This is a genomic window from Fictibacillus sp. BK138 (assembly GCF_004216955.1).
Taxonomy (GTDB): domain Bacteria; phylum Bacillota; class Bacilli; order Bacillales; family Fictibacillaceae; genus Fictibacillus.
Genome location: NZ_SGXL01000001.1, coordinates 3,154,991 through 3,176,245 on the forward strand (window position 1 = coordinate 3,154,991; position 21,255 = coordinate 3,176,245).

The following is a 21,255-nucleotide window of genomic DNA, read 5'->3' on the forward strand; positions in this document are numbered from 1 at the left end:
ATCGCACGTTAGCCTCATAAAATCGCACGTTATTTTAATTAAAAACGATTTCCGTCAACTTTCGACAATCCCCCTCAATAAAGCTGGCAAAAAAAAAAGAGATGGCTCCTAAACCATCTCCCTCATCTCAATCATCTTCCTTCTTTTTCTTCTTGTCTTTCTTCTTTTCCTTTTTCCCTTTTCCGCGGCTTTCTTTTTTATCATCGTCATCATCACCAAAGCCAGGGAAGAATGAGATCGAAACTGTGTTGGAAGGGCGTCCGTCTTCTTTCGTAAGAGGATTATATGGAACCACATAAAAGTCAGGCAGTGTGAACAAATGCTTGCCTGAAGCAACATACTCCCCTTTTCCTTTTACCGTATCCAATTTCGTCGTTTCCCCATCATTTACAGCATAGATTTTATATTGAAGACGTTTGTCCTTAGAAGGCGTCCAGTTTAGCTTAACGGATGGCATGCCATAGTCACCCATACCAAATTCAGCAGAGAGATCACCGACCTCGATCATTTCAATCGGAGGCTCTAAATCTTTCACTCCATCAGGCTTCTTAAAGGCTAATCCCTGTTGTGAAGGCATCTGATTAATCACTTGTTTAAATAGAAGCGTAGGCTGTGCACTCCCGCTGTTTAAATAAGATTCTTTTGTGGTTTTATCGTATCCTACCCAAACAGCACCGACTACTTGAGGGGTATACCCAACAAACCACGTATCTTTATTTCCTTTATCCACATTCGGGTAATTGGTCGTCCCTGTTTTTCCGGCAATCTCCATATTTTCCGGTCCATCTGAACCCGTTCCGTTCTCCACTACCTGCTGAAGCATGCGCGTCATGTTCCATGCATTCTGCTTCGTCCAGACTTTCTTTTCTTCACGTTTAGCCTTGCCGATCAGCTCGCCCTCATGATTGTAGATTTTGCTGATCACAAAAGGTTCGACGATCTTCCCTTCATGAAGGAAACTTCTATAGCCCTTAACCATCTGCAAAGGACTTACCCCATGATCGATTCCGCCAAGCGCGATGCCGAGTCCTTTATCTTCAATCGGCATCCCCAACTCTTCCAAATACTTTTTAGAGTAAGAAATACCAATCTCGTTTAACAGCCATACAGCAGATGAGTTAACAGAGTGTGTGATAGCATCCACCATCGATACTTTTCCTTCGTATCTGCCGTTGTAGTTCTTCGGCTCGTATCCGTTATAACTCATTTCCTCGTCGAGCAGCATGGAATATGGCTTATATTTTTCCGATTCCAAAGCAGGTCCATATACGGCTAATGGTTTGAAGGTTGATCCCGGCTGCCGGTTTACTTCAACACGGTTCAGCCCTTCTGTCACATAGTTCCGACCGCCCTGAACAGCTAGCAGTCCCCCTGTCTGGCTGTCCATGAGAACCATGGCTCCTTCAGGTTTTTCCTTTCCGGTTCCGATAAAATATTTTCCTTCTTGAAAGCTTTTATAGACAGAATTTTGTGCGGCAGGATCCATTGGCACGACAATCTTGTAACCGCCCTGCCTCAATTCTTCTCTCGAGATATGATACTTCTCTCGTGCTTCTTTAATAACCATGTCAATATAAGTAGAATATGCCGGATTTCGCTCTTCCTGCGTAAAGTTTACAGCGATTGTCTGGCCTTGCGCTCTTACTGTTTCATTCGGAGATAGATAGTTTTGTTTCTCCATAAGGCTCAGCACTAGATCACGGCGTTCCTTTGCAGCATCCGGATGTTTAATCGGCGAGTAATGACCTGGAGCTTTCGGAAGACCGGCTAGCATCGCACCCTCTGCAACAGTTAGTTCACTTACATCTTTATTAAAATACGTTTTTGCAGCAAGCTGAATGCCATATGCTCCATGTCCAAAATAAATTTGGTTCAGGTACATCTCCAAAATCTTGTCTTTCGAATACCTTCGTTCAAGATTAATTGCAATAACTGCTTCTTTCGTTTTGCGCAGCCAGGATTTTTCATGTGATAAAAAAACATTTTTAGTCAGTTGCTGCGTTATCGTACTTCCGCCTTCCACCTTACTACCAGCTAAAATATCTTTATAGATGGCGCGGGAAATGGCTTTTGCATCAATTCCGCTATGTTTATAAAATCGTGAATCCTCAACTGCTACAAAAGCTTCCTGAACATGTTTGGGGATATCATTAATATCAACGATCTCCCTGTTTTCATCATATATTTTTGTGATTCTCTCACCTTTTTCGTTCACCAAAAATGTCGCTGAATCCATCACAAGGTCTTTTTCATCGATTACATAGTCTCCTGCCATAATGATAAAAAGATAGGCAAAAAATCCAATGATCAATGAACCAACTAAAATACCTAGTGCGACAAGACTTTTCTTCACCATAATCAAACCTCACTTCTTTCTAGGTCGAAAAGTACATTTTATATAATTTTCCCTCAGATGGAAAGTATATTACAAGCAGTAAGATTCTTACACTGTTTAACCCGCATGTTGGTTGGGTAAAACAAAGATAAATCGATTAAAAGGCAGGGATTAGCAAATGAAGACTTATATCACATACGGAACAACCGACTATCTATCCAGCTATCAAGAAAAATACAACCAGGCGCTCCTGCTAGAAGGTGATTCGAACTCCGCACTCGTTTACGAAACAGATGGAGAGAATCCTTTTACTGAAAAACATGAATATGAAGTGATCAACCAGAGAGGATCTTTATCAGGTGCAGGCTTTGTCGTTATGAACCACGTTCCAGTTACAGAGGATGGCCGCAGTCTTTTTGAAGAGCGATTTCAGAATCGGGCAGGGCTTGTTGAGAGTGAACCTGGATTTATTGGAATTCGTGTACTTCGCCCGCTGCACCAAGATCCCTATATTATAATGACTCTTTGGAATTCCCATGCGGACTTCATCAATTGGCAGCAATCGAAAGCATATGAAGAAGCCCATAAGGACAGGGGGACGTCTAAAGGACTTCCTGAAACTCTATTCTCTGGCAGATCATTTGTCAAAGAATACATGGTCGTTCAATGAGTATGAATACACCAGAACTAAAACGTGTTTCTGTTATCTTAAATCCTAAAGCAGGACAGGGGCGCCTTCTAAGCAATTGGAACGAAGTACTAAATGCATTACAAAAGGGGTTTCATGATGTTCAAGTATATAAAACAACAGCCCCTGGTGAAGGGGCATCTTTTGTAGAGCAGCTTCATTCAGAAACAGATGTAATCCTTGCAGCTGGCGGTGACGGAACGGTACATGAAGTTGCAGAGGCATTATTATCAATAGAAGAAAGAAAACCGGCATTCGGAATTTTGCCTGGAGGAACCTGTAATGACTTTTCAAGGGCTCTCGGCATGAATCAAAATCCTGTAAAAGCAGCCGAACAGCTTAGCCAGAAAAAGATCCGGCATATCGACATAGGAGAATTCGACGGCCATTACTTCACGAACTTTTGGGGTGTCGGTTTAATTACACATGTTTCAGAATCGATAGACCCCGATACAAAAGAAAGATTCGGAAGACTGTCCTATTATTTATCTGCAGCAAAATCCATGCAAACGTGGGAACCCTTTGAGATCTCTATTCAATCAGAGGAGTTTCAATTCGAAGGGAAAGCTGCCATGTTTTTAGCGGTAAACGGACCTTTTACAGGCGGCATCAAACCTTTCTTTCCAGATACTGATATTCAAGATGGCAAACTGGATTGTTTGCTGATCGAAGAACCTTCAATTTCTTTTATATGGGATGTTCTGCAAAACCGGCTTACCGACACATCCTATGAAGGACAAGGCTATCACTATTTTCAAAGCTCAGAAATCCAATTAAAAACCGCTCCCCAGCAGCTAATTGACTGTGATGGAGAGCGGGAACATCAAACACCTTCTGTTATTAAATGCAAGAAGCAGCATCTTTCAGCCCTTACTGGGGATGTTTCCTTTTAAAAAAAGGAAGCGTCCTTTTTTTGTATGCCCGAATAGACTCACGGCCGCCGATGCATAGAAGCAGCCAAACCGTACCAGCGGAAAAGCCTGCGAGCACATCAGATGGATAGTGGACGCCTAAATAGATTCGGCTGAATCCGATCAGCAAAATCAAAGTAATAAAACCAATCCCAAATAATAGCTTGAGTGACCTGCCTCTCTGGCTTCTTATTACTAAGTAGCCTAGGAATCCATAATAAATTAGACTACCCATTGAATGACCACTAGGATAGCTGAACCCTTGTTCAATTACAAGACTGTTTTCCGGACGTATTCTTCCAAACCAGTGCTTAAGACCAAGATTGATAAGGCCACCGCCTGCTACAGCAATAATATAAAATATGGCTCCCCAATAATTTTTGCGCTTTACGATCAGCCATATCAGACTGCCGATTAATAATATGGTGAGTATCGTAGTTGAACCTAGAAAAGTAATAAACTTCATAATAGCAGTTAACGTATCATTTCTAATTTCTGAAACGTAGTGAATGATTACTTGGTCAAATTGAAACCTTTCTTCTTCCATGAGATCTTCAGACAGTTCAAAGAAAACATTTAAGGAATAAAAAGAAAGAAAGAGACCGGCTAAAATATAAATAACGGGGAGTATCGGAAAAGGTAATTTATTTGCTATGTCTCGTAACATAAGATCTCCTCTTTTTTGAAAATATATATACCTCAAGTTTTCACCGTTTGAACAAGGATTAAACTTTTTTAACCACCAGGCTGTGCTTTTTCATGTAGGATTTTTTCTAAAAGATTGTTGCTTTTGTTTTTTCTATACTCATCATTTGCAAGTGGATAGGAGCGTAAGGTGCGTGCCTACCACATGAGAAGCTTCTCGCTAGGCATGCTACGAGGAAGCTCACATCGGTAGCATTTACTTGTAGACGCAGGAGCAAGATTACTTCAATGAAGCGGTCAGGTGGAGACTCCTAATGGCGCAAAGCGGCAGGAGGCTCACCGCACGCCCCGTGGAAAGCGAGCAACCTGGAGAGGAGATCAACTACTTTCAAGAGCAACATTTTATGCGAAAACAGCCTTCATATAAAAGTAAAAAGCTGCCTGTATACAGGCAGCTTTTAGGTCTCATTTTTATTTAACAAGTCTCACTAGCATATGAGCCAGCTTATGGCGCTCTTCTTGTTCTCCGACTTTCCATAATTCTTTTAAGAGGTTTTCTTCAGAGTTGCGAGGCTCCTCATGAGCAGCAAGGTAATCAGCTACTTTTTCTGCCGTTTTCGCAAGTGTTTCCTCGCTCATACCCATCTTCTCGCCTACTTCAACTTTGCTATGGAGATAGCTTTTGAACTCTTCAAAGTTAGACAAGATTTCTTCTTTTTTGCTTTCGCTCATACGGTTTGCTGTGTCCTCCACCTTACTCATGTCCACGTCACGTTCTTTGTCCACCATGTGTCTGCTTTCCATTTTTGTTACCTCCTTAAAAGTATGTGTGTATGACCTTTGTTTAACAAATGTGTCAGGCCTGTTATCCTTTTTCCTTTTTTTACACATCTTAAACGTATTTATACAGTTTGATTTGTTTCCGTTTTTTCTATTCATACTTTCGGTTTACTATGATTAGAAAAAGGGAAGGATACTTTTGTAGAACAAGATTCAGGAGGTTATACAAATGGAAAAAGACTTACAAGCACTAATTGATGGACTAAATGAGGATCTTGCAAACGAGTACTCTGCGATCATTATGTACAATCATAATGCTGCAACAGTATCAGGCTTGTACCGTCAGATCTTAAAACCTTTCTTCCAAAGTGAAATTTCGGATGAGCAGGGACATGCTCTTTATCTAGCAGAAAAGATCAAAACATTAGGCGGAACACCAACTACTCAGCCGAAGCCAGTTAAACAAGTAGAAAGCGTACGCGAAATGCTTGAAGAAGCCCGTAATGCTGAAGAAGACACGATCAGACGTTATGAAGAGCGCAAAGAGCAAGCATCAAACTTAAAGCTGACTGAATTAGTTGTTCAGCTTGAAGATATGATTGCTGATGAAACAAAGCATAAGGAAGAAATGGATCGTCTCTTGAGCGACAGCCGATTCTAAACGATATATGAATAAAAGACCAGCTATCATTTTAGCTGGTCTTTTTGGTGGTTATATAAAGCTGCTGAAGAAAGCTAGCTTTCACTTATATATCTCTACTCTGTTCCATCAAAACACGCCATCTGAAACAGTTTTGAGCCACTTCCCCGAGATCTTCTAAGAAATGATAATTGGCATATGCTCCAACAATCGCGCCTAACCCTGGAACCATCTGAAGCATCTTAATCAAATCGATATGGTCACGATAGTCCTGTTGCAGCTCTTGCCAGTTTATATTGTCAATTGCACCTGGGTGCTCAGGAAACTCATGAATCGTTTCTTTCCAAAATACTACCTTTTCAAACGCTTCTTTTCTTTTATGAGGATCCGAAAAAGCAAGACGGAACACATGAAGTATGAAAATCCGTTCTCTGTAGTCTTTTACATCCAATCCATAAATACTTGCTGCTTCAAAAAGAAACTTCATTTTTATTCCCAGCAGCAGTGGAAAATCTGCAAGACCAAGTAATATTCCGCCTGCCCCTGTACCAGCACCTTCTACAGCTGCTGTTTTTTTATAAAAAGCGAGACGTTCTTTCAGCTTTTCATCTCTTTCACGAAGTTCTGCTTCGAGCTGATTCGTCCGTTTTGTCGTATATTCCGATCCGACTAAAGTAGCTTTTATCATATGCTTCATACTGGCTGTAACCACATCATGAACCTTTTGAGGTATTTTCTCATTAATCTTTGTCTGAATGGATTTTGTAGCTTTGTTCCAAAGAGTTGGACGCTTCGTCATTTCTATTTCCCATTTTTTAAGCTCTTCAAAAACTTTTTCATCATACGTGTTCATCTTACTCCCCTCTCCTAGACAATACGTTAACTTTGTTTTACAAGTTTCAAAATGATTCAAATTTCGTTTGCAGTTGGAATACCTAACGGAAAATGAAATAGATTTTCAGGATCATATTTTGTTTTTACTTCGATCAGCCTTGGCAGATTCTCGAAATAGCATTGTTCAAGCCAGTTCTTAATGCAATTGTCATGAAAATTCACGTAAGCCCCATCCGCATATGGCAATAGAGAATTCCTTAATCTTTCTACCCACTTTGTATTAATATCCGCTTCTCGCTCATTTTCCCATTTCGTAATATACAGCAAGCTGAACAGCGCTTTTCGATGCACATAGGCGGTACAGGTAGGACAAACTTCACCTGATCTTCCAGCCAGTGCCTGCAGCTGCACTTTGTTTTCAGAACTTGGAGATTTAGACAAGAAGTCTTTTAATATTTTTATCCCTTCTCGTGGCAGAAGCATTTTTGCAAATGCACCTGTATTTTTAAAAGGATGGGCATCCGGGTCGCCATGGTTGACCGAATATTCCTCCATACCTGGCATCATCCCGCCGAACATTTTTACTGCATCCAGGTATGAGACGTTTTTTATCTCTACTTTTTTCGGTGGATAGGCATCGATTAATGGCTGAACAATACGCCATAATTCGAAAGCCGTTCCTGTAAACTCTCCTAATGCTCTGATCTCTCCCTTTTCTTTCGTTAAGAGATCAATAATTGCAGTCAGCCTTATATCCGTAGATGGTGCCCAATTCTGCCAAGCCATCACAACTGGTTCAAACCCTTTCCAGTCCCATGTGATATTTAACGTTGCTACTCTATCAACAGGAATCACATGAAATACAAATGACGTAACTACACCAAAGTTGCCTCCTCCGCCTCCTCGCGACGCCCAGAATAAATCAGCATTCTTTTCTCTGTTTGCCGTAATCATTTTTCCTTTTGCATCTACCATCTCTAATTCGATTAATTGGTCGATCAACATGCCGTACGGCCGGGTCAGCATGCCCCAGCCTCCTCCGAGGGTAAGCCCTGACAATCCTACGGAAGGACATGTCCCTCCTGGAATTGTATATCCTTCTTCATACAGCCTTTCATAAAGCGGAAATAGAAGAGACCCTGCACCTAGTCTTGCTGTTTTTGTCTTATGATTCACCTTGATCTCGTTCATCTCACTAATGTCGATGACAAGCCCCCCGTCCAGTGACGAATAAGCTTCATAGCTATGTCTGCCTGTTCGAATCCTAAACTTCACCTTTTTCTCTCTTGCCCAGCAAATAGCATTGGATACGTCTTTAGCTGTGCTGCAAAAATTAATTACACTTGGGAAAAGATCAAAGCGTGTATTAAATTCTTCCCGGGCAAGGTCATATTCAGGATTGCCTGGTGTTACAATTCTGCCTGTCAGCCTGCATTTCCCCATCATTCAGGTCTCCTTTCATAGAACTGTTCAAGGTAACATATGAAAGGAGCCCACTTATGGTTAAACAAAAAAACTTCCTAACCTATAAGGCTAGGAAGATAGCGTAATATGTTTTTTTGTCATAGACGGCAGGCGTAACAGGCTGTAAGCTAATGATGCAGCAGGCATCAATAGTGCAATCAGCCAATCACCCGTAAGTAATCCGTAAAACACTCCGTATAAGAGTCCTTGGATCAATAAAAGCCCCCGTAGCCACTTCATGAATGCGGTGATTTTCACATTAGACTCGATCGGATATATGTTGAAAATCACATTCCATCTATATTGCGTGTAGAGTGTAAACAATTGGAGTGACAGCATTTGAAAGAACAATATCACAACAGCCAGCTGCCACCAACCGGCTGGAATCAGATACAGAAAAAGAAAACCGATTAAGATCAGCCTTATGTACAATCCTAAGTAATCACCTGATCGGATGAAAGTTTTCATAAACAGTGCTGACATCATATTCTTTTTCTTAAAAGAGAACGTACCAAGCATGTTCAGCAAAGGCCTTTTATTCACGGTTTGTTTCAGTGCAGGAACATCTGTGAAGTAGTTTACTAAACGGTACCCCTTCATCTTAAGTGTCTGTTCTTCCGCTAAAAGCATTTCCCATTGATAACCATGCATCTTCTTAAATACTCCGAACACAAAGTTCTTTAAAACATACATAATCGCAAACATGGCAATTAAAAAGACATAAGCTTCGTTAAACAGAAGATATACATAAACAAAGTTCACGATAAATCTCATGATCTTATAGTTCATTTGATGGCTTTTATACGGCAGCCTTCTCTCTTCCCATGCTACATACAAATTAAAAACTTTCGCAGCGATTAAGAAGAAAGCAAAAGTGACATACATTTTCCATCCATCTGTAATGAACACCTGTACAATCGGCCAGGTTAGAGTAAATACGAAAAGTGTTATGAACGAACCGCTCGCGATCGCTGAAGATAAACTCTTTGAAAAGTATTGCTTCATTCCAGATTCAACAGGGAGTAAAAAAACCAGGTCTCCCTCTTTTAATAATGTTCTGATCGCACTTTTCGTCAGTAAGAACGAAAACAGAACCGTCAAAATAAGTACGGCAGGAAAATTCTCCGGCAGTGCTTTAAGAAGCTTTGCATAATAGATACTTCCCACAATGATGAGTAAAATTAATGAAACAATGAGTCCGCTGTTTGCCATTAAACTAAAATATTTTAACGTTTGAGTTAAATGTGCGTTGCGGCGTTTGCGCCATAATTTTTTTACATCGATCATGTCACTTTACCCCGAGCTACATAAAGATAGATCTCATCAAGGGTAGCCTCAGTCAAACCGCTTCTTTCCCTCAGTTCCTCTAAAGTACCGCTTAGCACTAGTCTGCCTTCATGCATGATCAAGAAACGGTCACAGTACCTCTCGGCCGTAGATAGGATATGAGTGGACATTAAGATTCCTGCACCGCTATTTTTAAAAGTAACCATATATTCAAGGAAAGATTGAATACCTAGCGGATCTAGTCCCACGAATGGCTCGTCTACAATATATAATTTCGGCTCTACTAATAGAGCGCAAAGGATCATTACCTTTTGTTTCATCCCTTTAGAGAATTGGTTCGGAAACCATTTAATCTTATTATCCATACGAAACTCTTCAAGCAAAGGCCTTACTCTTGTTAAGAAAGTTTGTTCTTCAAGACCATAAGCCATAGCCGTTAACTCAAGATGCTCCCATAACGTTAACTCTTCATAAAGGATCGGCATCTCTGGAATATAAGTAAACTGGCTGCGGTAATTTTCGGGTTCATCCCGGAAGGTTTGCTCTAAAATTTTCGAGCTGCCAGACATTGGTTCCATCAACCCGAGAACATGTTTAATCGTCGTACTTTTTCCAGCCCCGTTTAACCCGATCAGCCCGACAATCTCACTTTCTTTCACAGAAAAATTAAGGTTATGGATAACAGGCTGATTCGGCAAATAACCGCCCGTTAAGTCACTTACTTCTAGGATAGGTTTCATTTTATTACCCTCCCTTTTCTTTTGTTTATCTTTACTTATCTATTATTTACCATATTTTCCGTTTTACCCTTTAAGATGCAGGCATTGGAGTTGGTGTAGGCTCCGCGAAACCTTCTTCATACTTCTCATCAATCATTTTTCGAATCTCCAGTGTGCTCTTGCCTTCTGCAGATTCACTCATACTGATCGCCGCAATTTCAAGACAAGTACCGCATTTTGTTCCATGATCATCCCATACGATCTTTCCATCTTCTTTATTATCAGCTACAAAGCAATCATAATTGTTTTTGTGCCCAGCCGAATCCCCGCACCCGCAATAACAAGGCATGGATTCCAGCACTTCTTTAAACTTTGGGGCAGCCGCATAAATCGCTGAAATATTTTCAGGCTGTTTATCTAAAAATGCAGGCATAATGTCAATAGAAGCTGTTAATTGTTGAATATCACCATTAGGAAGATGCTCTTCATGTGCACTTTCCTTATGTTCTTGTTGTGATTGCTCTTGATGATTCTTATGCTCTTCTTTCTCATTCCCGCATCCTGAGATGAGAACACATGCAGCTAGAGTCATCGTTATTACTAGTTGTCTTCTTTTCACGGAGGACCCTCCTCTTGTCATTCTTACCTAATAATAGCTCAATTCAAGCCATCTTTTCCAATTTAATATGTATAACAAGTGAGACTGTATGGACAGAATATTATTGAAGAAGGTATCCCCCCTTCTTCAGGGAGAAAGATACAACGGTTCAGATTTTTATGTTTTATGCAATTCATTTTAAGGAGATGGTTCTCTTGGACTATTCAGTGCTTGAGCAATTGCAGATTCTTAAACAAGAGGTGCATGGCTAAAAAATCTTTTGCTTTGTTTTCATGTTCTCCTTTCTTCTCTAACCTCTATAAGAAGGAGAGTTCTATTTTATAATAGGACTCTTCTTCTTTATTTTTACCTATTTTTTTGATAGCTATTGCACTTAGAAGTGGTTGATTTCCGTTCTAGGATGCCCACTTTCCGCGGGATGTGCGGTGAGCCTCTGAGATTGCGTCTGTATTTTGGTAAAAAAGAGATCCTTTGAGCGAAGAATGAAGATTTTGAGCGAAACTAAAGGAAGTCTGAGCGAAACGTGAGAATCTTGAGCGTAACTCGGCTTTTTTGAGTGAAACTCAGGATTTTTGAGCGAACGTGTAATAAATATAAGAACACGTACCGTAAAGTCGCTACACTTAGCCGTATCCTCGCATCTTACACTCCAATAACTTATCATTTTTAGAAAACAGCCTTATTCTTCTCGTCGTTAATGTGTGTTATGATAAGTAAAAAAAAATGAGGTGAGCTGCTTGTCCCATGATTCAAACTGCATTTTTTGTAAAATTGTTGAGGGTGTTATTCCTTCCTACAAAGTGTATGAAGATGAGAATGTTCTTGCCTTTCTAGACATCAGCCAGGTTACAAAAGGACATACGCTGATCATTCCAAAGGAACATTCAAAAGATGTTTTTGAGCTGTCTGAAGAAACTGCAGCCAAGCTTTTTTCTGCTGTGCCTAAAATCGCTTCTAGCATTAAACAAACGTTTAACCCCATCGGATTGAATCTTTTAAATAATAACGGAGAAGCTGCCGGCCAGTCTGTCTTCCACTTCCATATGCATTTTATACCCCGTTATGGATCAGGCGACGGTTTTGGTGCAGTATGGAAAACGCAGGAGCTCCCTGTTGAAGAAATGGCTGAGATCGCTCAAACCATTAAAGAAAACGTCAAGAACTAACACTACATAGTAAAACTGCCTATCTTTTTTCAGGCAGTTTTTTCATATTCAGGAGCATTATATCACCAGAGGAGGAAAAGAAATGGAACGCATCTATTTTCAAGCAGGACCGACTACTCTGCCTAAAGAGGTTATGATTCGTGCTAAGTCAGAGTGGGATGATTTTAAGGAAACAGGCTTAAATATTATGGAACATAGCCACAGAGGTGCAACTTATGAAGAAATTCATGAACAGGCTAAGACTCTTATGCGGAAATTATTAGACATTCCTGAAACACATGATGTTTTGTTTTTGCAAGGTGGAGCAAGTCTTCAATTTGCCATGCTTCCTATGAACTTACTCCATTCCGGCAAAACAGCTAAGTACGTATTAACAGGCTCATGGTCAGAAAAAGCGTTTAAAGAGGCCGCTAAAATCGGCTCATGTGAAGCAGTTGTATCAGGAAAAGAAACGAAATACCGAACGCTGCCAGACATGAATTATGAACCAAGCAATCAAGACGCTTATCTGCACATCACCTCTAACAACACGATCTACGGTACTCAATGGCCAGACCTAAATGCATTTTCTCACCCGACTCTTGTTGCCGACATGTCGAGCGACATCATGAGCAAGCCTTTCAACGTTTCAAACTATGCTCTCATATATGCAGGCGCGCAAAAAAACCTCGGACCTGCAGGTGTTACTGCTGTTATTATCCGAAAAGAGCTATTGAAGGAAAATGAATCTCTCCCTTCTATCCTGTCTTATCAGGTGCATGCAAAAAGCAGTTCTCTCTATAACACACCGCCAACCTACTCGATTTATCTCCTTAATCTTGTTCTTCAATGGATCGATGAACAAGGCGGTGTACAAGAAATGGAATCTAGAAATAAAAAGAAAGCAGAAATTATTTATAACGCGATCGACAGCAGCGAGGGTTTTTATCAAGGTTATGCCACGCCAGAGTCTCGCTCGCATATGAACGTAACTTTCACATTAAGTGATGCCGGATTAGAAAAACACTTTATAAAAGAAAGTGAAGAGAACGGTATCTTTGGATTAAAGGGGCATCGTTCTGTTGGTGGTTTCAGAGCTTCGATCTATAACGCTGTACCAGAAAAATCATGCGAAAAACTTGCAGATTTCATGCGTCATTTTCAGGTAAAATACGGTAAATAAGCATTGTCCCTTTAACAATCTTTATATCTTTGGTAAAGTAGAGATACTTTCGCAATAGGCCATGAGGGCACTATTGGAAAGAAATTAAGGCTAACAGAATAGCTGAGGAGAGATGAGAAATGAAAACAAAATCATTAGCATTAACATCAGTACTTATTGCATTAGGGTATGTTTTTCACACAGTGGTACCACCATTATTCTTCGGGATGAAACCAGATTTGCTTCTGGTAATGATGTTCTTAGCCATCATGCTCGCACCTACTAAACCGAATGTGCTAATCGCGAGTATGGCAGCCGGCGTTATTTCAGCCCTGACAACGGGAATGGCTGGAGGACAGATCGCCAACATCGTGGAAAAGCCGATAACAGCCTTTATATTTTTAGGAATGTTCTTATTAGCACGCAAAGTGAAAGTAAATACTTATAGTGCTGTTCTATTAACGGTTATCGGAACGATTGTCAGCGGGACCTTATTCTTAATCGTAGCCATGATGGTCGCTGGTCTGCCAGGATCCTTATTCAGCTTCATTGGAATGATCGTACTTCCTACCAGCATTATTAGCGGACTAATCATGTTCTTTATCTATCCGGTTGCAAATCGATTCTCAAAGCGATCAAGCTTAACTGCATAAATTTAAATTTAAAAAGCCAGCTCCTTTTAAGGAGCTGGCTTTACGTATGTTTCTTCTTCTATTTGTTCTGTCTCTTCCCAAGTTTGGAACGCTGAAATTTCACCTGATAATGTTTTAAACAAAAACGCCAAAACTGTAGCATCATCCAATAAGCCTGCCCCGATCAAGAAATCAGGCACCGCATCAATCGGACTTACAAAATAGAGAAGACCGGCAACGATAAGAACCATTGATTTTGTAGAGACGTTTCGGTAATCACCTTTTTTATAGGATCTTACTAAACGTACAAGGGCTTTTACCTGTGATCCTAAATCCTTCAAACCTTGCTTATCTGTTTGAGAAGTTTTGTCTTCGGCTTTTGTAACGAGCTCACCTGTTTGTGTCGAACTTTCTAAAACAGCGTTCGCCTTTTCTTTCATCTTATTAAAATAATTGCCGATTGTATTTTGCTTCAAACCCATTCCCCTCCTGACCGTTTTTTATATGTATACCCTCTTTTTATATTCTTCGTCAAATACTTTTACCGATATCCCTTTTTTTATTTTCGCTTTTCTAATCGCAAAGTATGTCAGCAATCTACTAAAACAGACAAAGAGCGAGTTATTAAGCGGGCACAAAAAACAACAATAAAAACAGCGATAGTCCCCTTCATTCTAAGGTTTTAATCATGTTGATCCACACCAATTCCACAACGTGTATCATGTCCAAACATGACGAAATCTATCGGGAAATATTTTTATATTCGTCATTATTTTTCATAGGATTATAAGAGATATTCACGAATTTATTAGATAATAAAAGAATGAGGAGGAATTTTAAGATGTCTAAATCAAAATCCATGGTAGTAGGTTTCGCATTAGGAACGGTAGTAACAGCAGCAGCTACTTTGCTTTCAACGCCTAAGGCAGGGAAAGAGGTAAGAAAAGATCTGAAAGAAAATATGGATAAAATGAAATCTACATTCTCCAGCATTAAGCGTGACGGTATTCAGCTTAGAGCAAAGATCAAATTTGCTAATAAAGAAAAAGAGGAAGCGATGCAAGAAACAGCTGCTTCTACAATTGAAAACCTGGAAGAAGAAATCGAGCAGGAAACGAAATAAACAGGAAAAAAATTCTCCAGCAGTGGGGAATTTTTTTCTTTATGTACAAACATATATATACTCTGACTTTGTCACTATATCAGCTAAAAGTTATACATCTAATTTACTAAAAAATAAGCAGAAATTGAAAAATTTTACTTTCTTATTATAGGAAATACTGGCATAATGAGGAATAGGATGTGTTTTATAAGATGGAGGGGCATTTTAAAAATGAACAAAGATCAATTATATAGTTTTCAAGAAGCCATGATCTATAGTCACAAACTTTCACAAATTAGTAAAGCTTTATGGAAAAGTGTAGAGAAAGACTGGCAAAACTGGATTAAAGATTATGGACTAAACATTAACGAACACCATATCCTTTGGATTGCTCATCATCTAGAAGGTGCTTCAATTTCGGATATCGCAAAATTCGGTGTTATGCATGTATCAACAGCCTTTAACTTCTCAAAGAAACTTGAAGAACAGGGTTATCTTACATTTTCTAAAAAAGAAGACGACAAACGAAATACATACATCTGTTTAACAGATAAAGGTGAAGAACTTCTATTACAAACTCTAAATACATATGACCCATCAAAATTCGGTGTATTCAGTGCATCAATGCCTATTAAAGAGCTCTTTGGTAGATTTCCAGAGTTCCCTGAGCTGATGTCAATCATCCGCAATTTATATGGTGAAGACTTCATGTCTATCTTTAACAAGCTGGAAGAAAAAATCGAAGCAACGATCGAAGAACAAGCAGCTTCACCTGTTATCGCAGCTGAAGAAATCGCTTCTTCTCATTCATAACGAACAGAAAGTTCATATAGCTTTTCCATCAATGAAATATATTTTTCCTGATGAAGTAATGCCAGGATTGTTTCTCTAGGATTAAGCTTTGGTGTCAACATGCCAGCAAAGTGAATTAACAGTGGTGTGTAATGAACAAAACCTGCTTCTTTTTGCATAAAAAATATTTTTTCAAGCTCATCGCAAAGCAGAATGATATCATTCACTTCTGTTTCGGTGAGCTTTTTTTCCATGACTAGCCTGAAGAATGGATACGAAGTAAGATCGACACTTTCAATCGTTAGCTGATTATAATATTCCAGTCGTTCTAGCCTCTCTTCAACCGTCTCCATACATACCCTGCTTTCTAGTCATACTATGTCTATATTATAATCCAACTTTCCCCATTTGGATATGGTTTTAATTTTCTAAAAGAATGTGGTTTTTTGAACGACAGCCATGTTAACCGTAAATGACGAAAGGTAGTTTTCAAAAGGTTCCTTACTAAAAGATTGTGCTTTAAATATTTTTGTTCCTTCACTGACAAGTTGATTGGAGTGGAAGATGCGAGACTCCTGCAGGACTGGCGGTCAGGTGAGACACTTAAAAGTGAAACGTACGAATGTGGCTCACCGCCTGCCCTGCGGAAAGCGAGCACCTGGAACGGAAATCAACAACATTCACAAAACCTAAAAAACACCCTAGCCCGCAAAATCTGCGAACCAGAGTGTTTCCCGCTATTCTTTCGTATAAACACCAAACTTAATAGAATTCTTCTTTAAATCAAACTCTTCTGCTTTTACAGCATATCCTGGCTTTGTCGGCATTTCAGTTACCCTCATCAAGATACTCTCATCTGCAGGATAAACATCTACCCATTCTGGAAACTTCACCGTATTTTTTAGTAGTTTAAATATCTCTTCCCCCGGTAAAGGAAGACGACCGATTTGAATGTCTTTTTCGTTTAATAACAGATCACCATTTTCCATAACTTCAGGCTCAAAGGTAATCTGATAAGGAAGTTCCTGATTAAAAGCCACAAATGAACCATTCAATACAGCTTCATCCCGAAGGTTAACATAAACATTGACATTAGGGGCTTTTTTCTTCAGCTCTTTGTTCAGCAAATCTTCCACCTGTTCCTTCTCAGTATGTATGCTTAACAATTTTTGATTAGTCCGAATATCTGAATCTAGTGAACTTCTATCCAAATGTCCGCCTTTTGGATCTGTAAAAAGTAAAATGATGACTGTTGCTGGAATTGCAATAATTATGAGTAATAATACAAAGAATGCCGCTTTCCATTTATTACGCATCTTCTCTCCCCTTGTTGAAAGTATTTTTCCTATTCATATTCCACATATTTTGGTAAAGTTAAACAAGTAGTTCATGTTGGAGGTTTTTATATGGCTGGCTATTTATTCGTTTTTTTAGCACCTGTATTCTTATATGTATTCAATTCACTCACATATAAGCTCTGTGATAAAAAGAACTTGTCCTCAAAACAGGAAGATTCAGTTTACCGCACCATAAATGTTTCTATTACCATTCTTCTCATTTCTTCTTATATTTCAAACGTCTTTTAATGAAAAGTTTGCTTACTGTACGATTTCCTAAGATGCAAATAATAAAAGGGGGAACCAGAATGCTTTCCCCCTTGTGTAACCTTAAAATACATATGCGCTGCACCTATTGATCAAGAGTAGTAAAAACAACACTAACAAATCTGCTTAAAGAGTTCAATCCGTACAGTCCTTTTCAAAAGAAAAGGCTGCAAGGTTAGCTCTTATATTAGCAGAAACAAGCAGCACCTACGATAATCAATAAGATAAACAACACTACAATCAAAGCGAAGCCTTTTCCATGTCCGTAGCCCATGTTGCCACCTCCTTCATCAATCTGTACACTATCCTATGCATCATGAGTAAGACACGCATAGGCATCTGCCCTCATATCGCTGAAATTTCATACTTTCATCATTTAGCAGTATGCTGCTCCTATAATGATGAGAAGGATAAAAAGAACAAGAATTAATGCGAATCCTCCCCCACACCCGTAACCATAACCGTAACTCATCATCATACCTCCCTTTTCTTTCTCCATATCATATAGTGATGCGCCCTGTTTTGATTAGACGAATGTCCCGGGTTTTTAAAATTTTTTTATGAAAATGGATGACAATACGCTAAAACAAGCAAAATATAATGTGTAAATTTTCTCATATTTCGTTTATTGAATAGGAATACCCACAACGTTTATGCTATAGTTAGAGTTGTTAAATTATTACTTCACAGTAGGAGTGTTTGAAAATGAAAAAATGGATGTTATCTTTAGGGCTCACAGCGGGACTAATTTCTCTATCCGCTTGTAATAACGCTGGTGCTGACTCAGAAGCAATTGTTGAATCTAAAGCTGGAGATATTACAAAAGAACAGTTTTACAATAAAATGAAAGAACAATATGGTGATCAAGTACTTAACCAGATGATCGATGAAATGGTACTTGAAGATAAATACAAAGTAACAGACAAAGAGATTGATAAAGAAATCGACAAGATCAAGGAAGAGCTTGGCGGAGAAGATGCTTTCAAACAAGCACTTGAGCAAAACGGCTTATCTGATGAAAAACAGCTAAAAGAACGCGTTAAGTCTATGCTTCTAAATGAAAAAGCTGCAACGGAAGGCGTTAAGATTTCTGAAGATGAAATGAAGAAAGTATTTGAAGAAAAATACAAAACAGAAGTAAAAGCTAGCCACATCTTAGTTGATGATGAAAAAACAGCTAAAGAAGTTCAAAAGAAACTTAAAGAGGGCGGAGACTTCGCTAAACTTGCAGAAGAATACTCTAAAGACCCTGGTTCTAAATCAAAAGGTGGAGACCTAGGCTTCTTCGGTAAAGGTGCTATGGTTCCTGAATTCGAAAAAGTAGCGTTCACTCTTGATAAAGGTGAAACAAGTGACCTTGTTAAGTCTGATTATGGTGTACACATCATCAAAGTAACGGACAAGCGTGAAAACAAGTTCGAAGACAAAAAAGAGCAAGTTGAACAAGAATTAAAGCAGCAAAAAGCTAAGCCAATCACTGAAATCCTAGAAAACCTTCGCAAAAAAGCGGACGTTAAGATTAAAGATAAAGAACTAAAAGAAAAGATCGAAAAGAAAGCAGAACAACCGCAACAACCACAAATGCCTCAACAGCAACAATAATTCGTAAAAATGATGAACCCAGGCCATATTAATGTGCCTGGGTTTTATTATATTGCAGGTGCTGTTCTTTTCAGAAAAAAAACACGACCGAACAAAAAACACCGTGAACCGAACAAAAAATTGCTTCCACCGTACAAAAAAACATGTTAACCGTACAAAAAATCTTCCCAACCGTACAAAAATGGTTTTTGGCCCTAAATCTGTTCGCCTCAGGAAGACATTCACAAACAAACAAAGACCTGCTGAAATCAGCAGGTCTTTTCCTTTCATTCAATTCCTTATTCTCCTGAAGCCTTTTGCTCTGTCTCTATTTCCTCTTCACCAGACATTTCGAACCGCTCATTCATTTCCTTCGCTTCCTCATGGGCTCTCGCCAACTCCAGGCGTTTCATGTACACCTTTCCTTCTTCCTCAATCACCTTTTGCTCGATCACACGGTCCTCTTGGAAAAGTGTCGTTGCCTTATATCCGCTATAAATAATGCCGCATAATAGAAAATACATCCACCACGGAGTCATTACAAAGAACTCACTTACCCCTGCCGAATATTCTTTCAGCACAAATGCAGCAATGAGTATCGCACCAAAAAATAAAGCAGCATATCCTTTCATCGATAAACTCCCCCTTTTGTTAGACAAGCTTTTATTTAAGTCTATGAGGGAGCTTAATTAGATATGTCACGAAAGTGCAGGTTTTGCTTTCGTTTCAGCCGCTGGACTTGTTTTCACTTTTTTATCAAAAGCACGGAACATAACATAGTAGATTCCTGCACTTACTACAGCTAGAACAAAGAGCAGGTAAAATGTATTATCGAAGCCGATCCACATCGTTAACGGAATTGAGATTGGCGCTATCGTGCGGCCGATTGTAAAACGAAGGCCTGCAGCAGCAAAGTATTGACCTCTCATATCCTCAGGTGCCAGCTTAGAAATGAAGCTTTCCTGGATTCCTACTACCATCAGTTCGGCAGTCGTGAAGATAACCATCGCCGCAAACAACACCCACATCATTGTTGTTCCGCCGAAAACGAGCATGGATACACCGTATAAAAGGGCAGAAAGAATAAATACTCTTCCTTCTTTAAAGCGGTTCATCCATTTAGCCATCCAAACGGTACAAAGTGCTACCATCAATCCGTTTAAAGAGATTAAATAGCCGAAAACTTTTTCACCCGTTAATTTAAGGTCCCAGCTTCCAATTGCAATCAGTGTTTGTTCAGGTACCTTTTCTGTCAGGTAGACAGCCAGTAATAAATCCATCTGCATGAATGTTTGAGCTACTAGAATTCCTGCCAGGATAAACAGCAAAAATAATTTATCACTCGCAATAACTCTGTAATCTTTCAATTGTTCCCAAACCGCTTCATGCCACTTTTTATCGGGACCTACTTGTTCAAGAATTTCTTTTTTAACCGGATTTGTTTCTCTCGTGTACTTTGCTAGGACCACAGCCAAAATAGCACTGAAGATCAAACAGGCAATCATTAGTTCGAACCTATAAGAAAAGAAGAAGATACTTCCCAGCACCGGTCCAAATACAACTGATAAATTCATCGAAGTATAGAATACCGCAAATACTTCCGTACGATCCTTTTCTTCTACCACGTCTGCGATCATCGCGTGGCTTGCTGGCCAATAAAGAGAACCAAACAGTCCAAGAACCGAAAACGCGATAAAAGTTAAAATCGGTGAATCGAGCCATGGGGAGTTGGCTATAACAAAAACGATAAAAGTTGCAGCCTGCCCCCAGGCAGAAATGACCATCATCTTTTTGCGGCCATACTTGTCGGCACAATATCCTCCTACTAAGTTCGTGACTACACCGACTACCTGTGAAAGCACAAGTAAAATTCCAGCTGTTTCTTTACCCAGTTCATCTGAAAAATAGATGGCCATAAACGGGAAGAACATCCAAAATAATAAACTTACAAAAAACTCTCCGACTAAACGCACTTTAATATTTGTATCCCAGTCTTTCCATTTCATGTTGCTCACTCTTTTCTTGTAATTTAAATTCAGATCCTTTACCTATAATCACTTATACCTGTCTTTTGAGCGCTATATGGAGTAAACAATGGGATTCCTAATAAAAACAGAAAAAGCCCATGGATAAGCACCTTTGCGTGTGCATACCACAGACTTTTTCATAAAAAGGCTGAAGATGACACAAGAAAGATCGCTCAAAAGAAGGTAGAATGCATAGCAAAATAAGCCTTTCCTAGAAGGATTGGACGTTATTTAGCTTGCTTTCCTGCCTTAATTTGAACAATGCTTTTCATGAGTCATTGCCTCCTG

The 21,255-nt window shown here is 39.4% G+C and carries 24 protein-coding genes; 9 read left to right on the forward strand and 15 right to left on the reverse strand.

Features of this window, described 5'->3' with window-relative positions; translation table 11 throughout:
• Window positions 1-127: 127 nt before the first annotated feature.
• Complete coding sequence (locus EV282_RS15880; protein WP_130296729.1) at window positions 128-2,356, reverse strand: transglycosylase domain-containing protein; 2,229 nt, start codon at window positions 2,354-2,356, stop codon at window positions 128-130.
• 157 nt (window positions 2,357-2,513) lie between these two features.
• On the opposite strand from EV282_RS15880, the gene EV282_RS15885 reads away from it, so the two are divergent.
• Window positions 2,514-3,005 carry an antibiotic biosynthesis monooxygenase family protein gene (locus EV282_RS15885; protein ID WP_130296730.1) on the forward strand — a complete coding sequence of 164 codons (492 nt, stop codon included), beginning with the start codon at window positions 2,514-2,516 and terminating at the stop codon, window positions 3,003-3,005.
• Entirely contained in the window at window positions 3,002-3,916 is a 915-nt protein-coding gene (locus EV282_RS15890; RefSeq protein ID WP_130296731.1) for a diacylglycerol/lipid kinase family protein, read from the forward strand. The genes EV282_RS15885 and EV282_RS15890 overlap by 4 nt, the downstream gene beginning before the upstream one ends.
• Here EV282_RS15890 and EV282_RS15895 read toward each other — a convergent pair.
• Complete coding sequence (locus EV282_RS15895; protein ID WP_130296732.1) at window positions 3,894-4,601, reverse strand: phosphatase PAP2 family protein; 708 nt, start codon at window positions 4,599-4,601, stop codon at window positions 3,894-3,896. The genes EV282_RS15890 and EV282_RS15895 overlap by 23 nt on opposite strands.
• A 449-nt stretch (window positions 4,602-5,050) precedes the next feature.
• A complete protein-coding gene (locus EV282_RS15900; protein WP_130296733.1) occupies window positions 5,051-5,383 on the reverse strand; it encodes a DUF3243 domain-containing protein in 333 nt (110 codons plus the stop codon).
• 205 nt (window positions 5,384-5,588) lie between these two features.
• On the opposite strand from EV282_RS15900, the gene EV282_RS15905 reads away from it, so the two are divergent.
• Window positions 5,589-6,020 carry a ferritin-like domain-containing protein gene (locus tag EV282_RS15905; RefSeq protein ID WP_077363426.1) on the forward strand — a complete coding sequence of 144 codons (432 nt, stop codon included), beginning with the start codon at window positions 5,589-5,591 and terminating at the stop codon, window positions 6,018-6,020.
• A gap of 85 nt (window positions 6,021-6,105) precedes the next feature.
• On the opposite strand, the gene EV282_RS15910 is transcribed toward EV282_RS15905, so the two are convergent.
• From EV282_RS15910 to EV282_RS15930, 5 genes are all read right to left on the reverse strand, one after another.
• On the reverse strand, window positions 6,106-6,852 hold the full coding sequence (locus tag EV282_RS15910) for an EcsC family protein (RefSeq protein WP_130296734.1): 747 nt from the start codon (window positions 6,850-6,852) through the stop codon (window positions 6,106-6,108).
• A 56-nt stretch (window positions 6,853-6,908) separates the two neighbouring features.
• A complete protein-coding gene (locus tag EV282_RS15915) occupies window positions 6,909-8,276 on the reverse strand; it encodes an FAD-binding oxidoreductase (protein ID WP_165389494.1) in 1,368 nt (455 codons plus the stop codon).
• A gap of 90 nt (window positions 8,277-8,366) precedes the next feature.
• Window positions 8,367-9,584, reverse strand: a complete 1,218-nt coding sequence (locus tag EV282_RS15920; protein ID WP_130296736.1) for an ABC transporter permease — start codon at window positions 9,582-9,584, stop codon at window positions 8,367-8,369.
• A complete protein-coding gene (locus tag EV282_RS15925) occupies window positions 9,581-10,324 on the reverse strand; it encodes an ABC transporter ATP-binding protein (RefSeq protein ID WP_130296737.1) in 744 nt (247 codons plus the stop codon). The genes EV282_RS15920 and EV282_RS15925 overlap by 4 nt, the downstream gene beginning before the upstream one ends.
• A gap of 70 nt (window positions 10,325-10,394) precedes the next feature.
• Window positions 10,395-10,922 (reverse strand): PCYCGC domain-containing protein, encoded by a 528-nt coding sequence (locus tag EV282_RS15930; protein ID WP_242611891.1) that lies wholly within the window; start codon window positions 10,920-10,922, stop codon window positions 10,395-10,397.
• A 737-nt stretch (window positions 10,923-11,659) separates the two neighbouring features.
• Here EV282_RS15930 and EV282_RS15935 point away from each other — a divergent pair.
• The 3 genes from EV282_RS15935 (at window position 11,660) to EV282_RS15945 (ending at window position 13,882) form a co-directional block, all read left to right on the forward strand.
• The gene (locus tag EV282_RS15935; RefSeq protein ID WP_130296738.1) at window positions 11,660-12,088 is read left to right on the forward strand and encodes an HIT family protein; all 429 of its coding nucleotides are present in this window, start codon (window positions 11,660-11,662) and stop codon (window positions 12,086-12,088) included.
• An 82-nt stretch (window positions 12,089-12,170) separates the two neighbouring features.
• Window positions 12,171-13,250 carry a phosphoserine transaminase gene (gene serC, locus EV282_RS15940; RefSeq protein WP_130296739.1) on the forward strand — a complete coding sequence of 360 codons (1,080 nt, stop codon included), beginning with the start codon at window positions 12,171-12,173 and terminating at the stop codon, window positions 13,248-13,250.
• Between the two features lie 119 nt (window positions 13,251-13,369).
• Window positions 13,370-13,882, forward strand: coding sequence for a tryptophan transporter (locus EV282_RS15945; RefSeq protein WP_130296740.1), 513 nt, complete (start codon window positions 13,370-13,372; stop codon window positions 13,880-13,882).
• A 26-nt stretch (window positions 13,883-13,908) separates the two neighbouring features.
• Here the strand turns inward: EV282_RS15945 and EV282_RS15950 are convergent, their stop codons facing one another.
• The gene (locus EV282_RS15950) at window positions 13,909-14,337 is read right to left on the reverse strand and encodes a YkvA family protein (protein ID WP_165389495.1); all 429 of its coding nucleotides are present in this window, start codon (window positions 14,335-14,337) and stop codon (window positions 13,909-13,911) included.
• Window positions 14,338-14,702: 365 nt separating this feature from the next.
• On the opposite strand from EV282_RS15950, the gene EV282_RS15955 reads away from it, so the two are divergent.
• Both EV282_RS15955 and EV282_RS15960 read left to right on the forward strand, forming a co-directional pair.
• Complete coding sequence (locus tag EV282_RS15955; protein WP_165389496.1) at window positions 14,703-14,984, forward strand: YtxH domain-containing protein; 282 nt, start codon at window positions 14,703-14,705, stop codon at window positions 14,982-14,984.
• A 210-nt stretch (window positions 14,985-15,194) separates the two neighbouring features.
• Entirely contained in the window at window positions 15,195-15,776 is a 582-nt protein-coding gene (locus tag EV282_RS15960) for an HTH-type transcriptional regulator Hpr (protein ID WP_130296743.1), read from the forward strand.
• On the opposite strand, the gene EV282_RS15965 is transcribed toward EV282_RS15960, so the two are convergent.
• From EV282_RS15965 to EV282_RS15985, 4 genes are all read right to left on the reverse strand, one after another.
• Window positions 15,767-16,108, reverse strand: coding sequence for a DUF1878 family protein (locus EV282_RS15965; RefSeq protein WP_130296744.1), 342 nt, complete (start codon window positions 16,106-16,108; stop codon window positions 15,767-15,769). The genes EV282_RS15960 and EV282_RS15965 overlap by 10 nt on opposite strands.
• A 384-nt stretch (window positions 16,109-16,492) precedes the next feature.
• Entirely contained in the window at window positions 16,493-17,071 is a 579-nt protein-coding gene (locus EV282_RS15970) for a YpmS family protein (RefSeq protein WP_130296745.1), read from the reverse strand.
• A gap of 475 nt (window positions 17,072-17,546) precedes the next feature.
• Window positions 17,547-17,633 carry a YjcZ family sporulation protein gene (locus tag EV282_RS15980; protein WP_130297031.1) on the reverse strand — a complete coding sequence of 29 codons (87 nt, stop codon included), beginning with the start codon at window positions 17,631-17,633 and terminating at the stop codon, window positions 17,547-17,549.
• A gap of 102 nt (window positions 17,634-17,735) precedes the next feature.
• A complete protein-coding gene (locus EV282_RS15985) occupies window positions 17,736-17,831 on the reverse strand; it encodes a YjcZ family sporulation protein (RefSeq protein ID WP_130296746.1) in 96 nt (31 codons plus the stop codon).
• A gap of 233 nt (window positions 17,832-18,064) precedes the next feature.
• Between EV282_RS15985 and EV282_RS15990 the strand changes: the two genes are divergently transcribed.
• Window positions 18,065-18,961: a peptidylprolyl isomerase gene (locus tag EV282_RS15990; RefSeq protein WP_130296747.1), complete on the forward strand. Its 897-nt coding sequence runs from the start codon at window positions 18,065-18,067 to the stop codon at window positions 18,959-18,961.
• Window positions 18,962-19,239: 278 nt separating this feature from the next.
• Here EV282_RS15990 and EV282_RS15995 read toward each other — a convergent pair whose 3' ends face one another.
• Together EV282_RS15995 and EV282_RS16000 are read right to left on the reverse strand one after the other, a co-directional pair.
• The gene (locus EV282_RS15995) at window positions 19,240-19,572 is read right to left on the reverse strand and encodes a sporulation YhaL family protein (RefSeq protein WP_242611892.1); all 333 of its coding nucleotides are present in this window, start codon (window positions 19,570-19,572) and stop codon (window positions 19,240-19,242) included.
• A gap of 66 nt (window positions 19,573-19,638) precedes the next feature.
• Window positions 19,639-20,946, reverse strand: a complete 1,308-nt coding sequence (locus EV282_RS16000; RefSeq protein WP_130296748.1) for an MDR family MFS transporter — start codon at window positions 20,944-20,946, stop codon at window positions 19,639-19,641.
• Window positions 20,947-21,255 lie beyond the last annotated feature (309 nt).